Here is a 5,147-nt window from a genome sequence, read left to right as displayed (position 1 = left end):
GGTAATCTGGATCATCGATATATTGTAGGATGTGTATGCTTTTTAAGATATGGTTTAATTCCCACAGCGCATCCTTTACCCGACTTTTATATTCATGTGTGCTTAATTTTTTCACGATAATAGGTTGTTTCGTTTCATGCGATAATAACGCAACTAATGTGTCCTTCCGGCAAGCCTGCCTGACATAAATTTTTGATAACGCGTAATCTTATTGCGACCTGATTATTACACCAAAGAAGGAAAGCAATACGATGACCGCAATAACACTTGACGAGGTTGAACAACGCTTTACACAGTGGCGCCTAACCCGCAAAGCCGGCGACAAAATCCCTAAACCCTTATGGGATTTAGTCCAGCAAGTGCTGCCTCACTATAAACTCACGCCGATTATACGCCGTCTACACCTTAGTACTAGCCAACTGCGTCAGCGAGGCTTGCTTGCTAAGGCAGATAAACCAACGTCCCCTATACCGGCTTTTGTCACGCTCGCGCTTCAACCGCCGCCCGCTACGCAACCGTGCCTGGTTCTAGAGCGCCACGATGGTGTAAAACTATCGCTTATCGCGCCCTCGATGGAGCACACGCATTTACTCATTACCACGTTTTTGGCTTGAATCGATGCTCGCCCTGACCCCGCATCACCGCTTATGCATTGCCATCGAACCCGCTGATTTTCGCAAAGGTATCGATGGCCTGGCCGCCGTGTGCCGGTTACAGTTAAAGGCCGATCCCTTTGCCGGCACCGTGTTTGTGTTCCGCAATAAAACCAGCACCGCCGTTAAAATACTCAGCTTTGATGGCAATGGCTTTTGGTTAATTCAAAAGCGCTTTTCAAAAGGCCGCCTTCGGGGGTGGCCCGGCCATCCCGCGCAACCGGTGAAAGCGGTTGAACTGTTGCTTATGCTGCAGCAAGGCACACCAACGAGCCTGCCGGCTGATTGGCGACCGCTACCTGATAATTCCAGGGCAACCATTGCGCGGGGGATTGCAGCACCGCCGCCTGATGCTGTTGCAATGCCGTTAAATAATGATGGGCATTATGTTGGCCCAAATAACAGGTGACCATCAAGCTGGTTAACATCCCACCCAGGTGGGCGCTGTAACGACTGCGGTAAAACAGCGAAGCGCGCCGATGACGAATGGCAATTTTAAGGGCGCGCTCAAGCACATTATTATCTAAGGGCGCTCCTGCAACGCTTAAAAAGCGGCTCAGCTTGTGCCAGTGTTTTTGCAGATAGCGCAGCGCCTTGCCTAACTCACTGTTTGGCTCGACACAATGGTCATGCAATTGCTGGTCAACAAACTGTTTTAAGGTATCCATCAGCGGTTCGCTGTGGGTTTGATGGTGCAGCAACCGTTGCGCATCGGTCATGCCACGGGTTTTTTCGTCCTGCTGGTAAACCGCACTCAAGGCTTTCATGACAATGAGGCACGGCTCAGGGAAGTAATCAACCAGCTCGCTGAATTTGCGAAAGCCATGACTTAAGCAATTACAGACGATGGTTTCGATAGCGCCTGGCAAATTGTTATTGGATGCATCACACATCTGCAGGATGGGCGGCTGCTCGGTCAAGCGGTGTTTTAACAGCGCGGCCAGATTTTCGCCCGCATGGTCCGTGTTATTCATAAACAGCGCAATGGTGTGACCCTCGTACTCTGCCATAAATCCCGAGGTGGTCATGCCGGTACGGGCGTGTTGCGGGTTCGCTTTTATCGCTTTGATAACCGCCAGAATGCGCACCGGGGTATCGTCATTGTGAATCAGCTTTCCCTGAGCGGCTAAGCGCTGCAGGACCGTAAACACCGGATAGCAGGCGCCGGCTAATTGTTCGATTAAATCCCATTGGGTGGCATCGGACAGGGGAAAGCCCAGTAATTTCAGAAAGTGCTCCTGCCGGTACAAAGGGACCGCCACATAATATTTCTGCAGGGCAAGCCAAGCCTTAAACGAGGCGTCGTATTTCTCCGTACCCACCTCCGGCGGTATCGGTGCGGTCACCAGTACCTGACACGCATCGCAGCGGAGTTTTTCTACCGTATAGCGTATGACACGCGCCATGCTTTGTCCGCGCACGCGCAGTAATACCCCCGCCCCATAGCGTCTTAGTTTACCCTGACTGCAGAGACAGCGGTCGCCGACGGCATAATCGGTTATCGCCAACGTCACCTCCTCGCACTGTTCATAGGCGGTATGGGGCAGTCGCCCATGTCCGGGTTTTTTAACCACCGGTGCTGACGATGCGATGTCATCAGCCGCCGGTTCAGCATCGACAACAGGAAGGCTCGCTGAAGGGGGTGGCGGCGAACTATAGCCTTTACCAAACAGCAGGGTGCGTAGTCGTCGAAGGGAAATCGTCTTTTTTTGTAAATACAACGGTAGCCACAGGGCCAATTCAATGCATTTAATCACTAACGTTTGTTCAGCCTCGGAAAGGGTATTGTCGCGAACACCTTGAATCATACGGGCAATGTCGTCGTCGCTTTTTTCGGCAATATCAGGTAGCGCGTGAGGTGTCGTCATCGGATAATCGGTGTGTTAAGGTAGCACGGTGACAAATAAGGATGCTTATTATTTTAAGGGCGCACCGATTTGGGGTGGCGTCCTGATATTAACCTTTAAGGTGAGCACGGGCTATGGACATTTGGCTATCTGCGTTTAATCTATCGGCTGAAAATTACCGACGTTATTTGACCGAAATAAAAAAAAGCAATTTACCGCCCGACATCCAGGGGGAATTAATTGATTTATTGGACACGGCCATGCAACAGGATCAACAGCTCCGGGATATCGGCTGGCTTTGATAACGCACACTTTATAAATTTAGTCTAGGCAGGCTTGCCGGAAGGACACTATAATTCTGTAATGTACAAGTTAAGAGATTTATTTTTCTTAACTTGTACCATAGGAAAAAATGTTATTAATTATTCAAAATAGCCAAGCATGTTGGTTTTGGTTCCATATCTAAAAGTACCCCATAATCGCGCAACACGTCTTGATGAAAATCGAGAAAGTCATCGCCACTGGCTACAGAGGCTAACGCCGCCGCTTGGCTTAAATGGTCATGCAATTTGTCGCGCAGCTCCAGTAACGAGAGCGGTTGAGATAAAAAGTTGGGATTAGACGCGGGATCGTTTAAGCTAGAATGAGCCATAATACACCTCTATCGTAGGTTGTTGTGGTTAGTATTGCTTGGGTGCTTGTAACACCCAGGCAGTACGCTTATGTAACGCTAGTCGATATGACCAGCTTGCAAATGCCCAGCGGCATATTTGTGTAAAAGGCTGGCGATCAGGGTTTGATATGGTAATCCCTCATAGGCTGCCTTTTGTTTAATACGGTTTAAATCGCTGCGAGACAGTCGAATATTAATGCGCGCATCTTTGCGAAAGTAATTAGCGGCGGCTTCTCTGGCAAAGGCAAGTTCCTCTGCTAAGTTATCGACGCTTTTTAATTCACCACGCTCAAATGCTTCTAGCAGTTCTTGTTCTTCTTCATCCAGTTTTTGCTCTTTTATGATGTCTTTGCTCATGCTAACTCCTGCCTGCTTTTCGGTATTGCTTTTTCATTTTCCGACTTTTAAAAATGGTTTTAAGGAACGCGCATGTTGTACTTTTTCTTACAAAAGGCACTAAGTACACGTACTCATTAATATTCAATATATACATGCTTTGATGAGGATATTTAGCAGGATTTGCATGAGGCACTACATCGAGTATATCCCCATTTTCTATAGCCGCTATTGCCTCTTCAAAGCTAATATTGCGATGTTCTTTTAGCCACTGATTTTTATCTGCCGGAAAGTCATATTCTTTATATGTCATGGACTAAATATAGCCTATAGTGTGCCTGTTGTCAATTCAATTTAAATTGATTGTGCCTTAAGCGGTATAGGTTTCTGACATCTTATTATTCTGATCCTGTTGTTGATACGCTTTTAAAGTTACTTCTTTGTTAACGCTTAACTCAGAATTTCGGGCCACTGCGATCTGGGTTTTTTTGTTCTTCCTGCTGCTGAGCAGTATTTACACTTAATTTTATCCGTTTGTTATCATCATCTAAGTCATCATCTTTTTTCCGCTTTAAAGGATTCAAAGCTTGACGGGTATCATCCTCTTCTTCATTGCTATCATTGCTGCCATAAGATTCATCGCTAACATTTGGGCTGCTCTTGTTTTCTTCATTAATTTCTTTCTTTTTATATAAAATTGTAATATTTCCTTGGTCGCACTTGATGTAAACATTAAGGTTATATTCTTCTTCAGTATGAAAAGGGCTGAGATGTGTGCCTGGATTAAAGTCAGGTAAAGTAATGCCCGTATTTTGTGCGAACTGCTGTTTTTGTTTGTCATCAGTCAAAAAATTGCTTAAGCCAGCAATTTCCTGCTCCGTACCTGTTAATTCTTCCTGCACATTCGCTTTTTGACCACCCACAACGCCAATACTCTTTAGCGTAATGACATTACTATTAAGATTGCTTTTGATGGATTGAATAACAAAAGTGATACATTCTGAAGCAGCCGTCACATAACCTTCTTGTTTTTTATTTTCCTGATTAAGCTGTAACCTATCAATCTGCTCATTTGTTTTTCCAGACCAGTGGTACAGGACTACGAAGGTTTCCGTAGTAGAAGATTCAGCGTCAACGTAAGTTCCATCAACAATGATAGCGATACATGTTGCTATCCCCCGTGTATACAACAGGATACCGTCTTTTTCTTTATCATATGTTTCAACAGCTATTGCATTGGATTCAACTCTAGAAGCCTCATACAAATCATTAGGTTCTTCTGTCTCTGCTTGTTGCTCTAAAATTTTCATGTTATCTATTCCTATAAGGACAAAATCTGCTTATCCAAAATTTTGTATAATGCGCCTATACTTCCATTATAGTACTTGTTATTCATGTTGCTTTAACTTAATAGTGATAGCTAAACATTCTTGATAGGAGAAAAATTGCTAATGAAAAAACAAACACCAAGCACTTTGCTTACACATTCACATTCTCTCTTTATGCAGAAGCAGGAAAGATTAAAGCAAATGCAGGAAAAGTTTCTTACTGCAAGAAGTAATTATTATATAAACAGGCAAAAACATGATGCTCAGTCCATCAATCACTTACTTTCAGAATTTCTACCCTGTTTTAAAT

7 protein-coding genes are annotated in these 5,147 nt (G+C 44.9%); 1 reads left to right on the top strand and 6 read right to left on the bottom strand.

Going from position 1 to position 5,147, the window contains the following annotated elements; genetic code table 11:
• Positions 1-115 (bottom strand): Tn3 family transposase (locus tag H0W44_10680; GenBank protein ID MBA3582900.1); only part of this gene is annotated, 115 nt, incomplete at its 3' end.
• 136 nt (positions 116-251) lie between these two features.
• Here H0W44_10680 and H0W44_10675 point away from each other — a divergent pair.
• The gene (locus tag H0W44_10675; protein ID MBA3582899.1) at positions 252-614 is read left to right on the top strand and encodes a hypothetical protein; all 363 of its coding nucleotides are present in this window, start codon (positions 252-254) and stop codon (positions 612-614) included.
• Positions 615-898: 284 nt separating this feature from the next.
• Here the strand turns inward: H0W44_10675 and H0W44_10670 are convergent, their stop codons facing one another.
• The 5 genes from H0W44_10670 to H0W44_10650 form a co-directional block, all read right to left on the bottom strand.
• Entirely contained in the window at positions 899-2,521 is a 1,623-nt protein-coding gene (locus tag H0W44_10670; protein MBA3582898.1) for an IS66 family transposase, read from the bottom strand.
• A gap of 397 nt (positions 2,522-2,918) precedes the next feature.
• On the bottom strand, positions 2,919-3,152 hold the full coding sequence (locus H0W44_10665; protein MBA3582897.1) for a hypothetical protein: 234 nt from the start codon (positions 3,150-3,152) through the stop codon (positions 2,919-2,921).
• A gap of 78 nt (positions 3,153-3,230) precedes the next feature.
• Positions 3,231-3,530 (bottom strand): hypothetical protein, encoded by a 300-nt coding sequence (locus tag H0W44_10660; protein MBA3582896.1) that lies wholly within the window; start codon positions 3,528-3,530, stop codon positions 3,231-3,233.
• A gap of 1 nt (position 3,531) precedes the next feature.
• On the bottom strand, positions 3,532-3,822 hold the full coding sequence (locus tag H0W44_10655) for a toxin (GenBank protein ID MBA3582895.1): 291 nt from the start codon (positions 3,820-3,822) through the stop codon (positions 3,532-3,534).
• Positions 3,823-3,964: 142 nt separating this feature from the next.
• Positions 3,965-4,819 (bottom strand): hypothetical protein, encoded by an 855-nt coding sequence (locus H0W44_10650; GenBank protein MBA3582894.1) that lies wholly within the window; start codon positions 4,817-4,819, stop codon positions 3,965-3,967.
• Between the last annotated feature and the right edge of the window lie 328 nt (positions 4,820-5,147).

Source organism: Gammaproteobacteria bacterium (assembly GCA_013817245.1).
In the GTDB taxonomy this organism is placed as follows: Bacteria; Pseudomonadota; Gammaproteobacteria; order HTCC5015; family HTCC5015; genus JACDDA01.
The sequence above is the reverse complement of the archived record's forward strand: the minus strand, read 5'-3'. Positions and strand labels throughout refer to the sequence as shown.

Bases quoted from the DNA above. Each gene is read 5' to 3' on its own strand.
- H0W44_10660 (MBA3582896.1), bottom strand. From the start codon at position 3,530: ATGAGCAAAGACATCATAAAAGAGCAAAAACTGGATGAAGAAGAACAA.
- H0W44_10675 (MBA3582899.1), top strand. From the start codon at position 252: ATGACCGCAATAACACTTGACGAGGTTGAACAACGCTTTACACAGTGG.
- H0W44_10665 (MBA3582897.1), bottom strand. From the start codon at position 3,152: ATGGCTCATTCTAGCTTAAACGATCCCGCGTCTAATCCCAACTTTTTA.
- H0W44_10655 (MBA3582895.1), bottom strand. From the start codon at position 3,822: ATGACATATAAAGAATATGACTTTCCGGCAGATAAAAATCAGTGGCTA.
- H0W44_10650 (MBA3582894.1), bottom strand. From the start codon at position 4,819: ATGAAAATTTTAGAGCAACAAGCAGAGACAGAAGAACCTAATGATTTG.
- H0W44_10670 (MBA3582898.1), bottom strand. From the start codon at position 2,521: ATGACGACACCTCACGCGCTACCTGATATTGCCGAAAAAAGCGACGAC.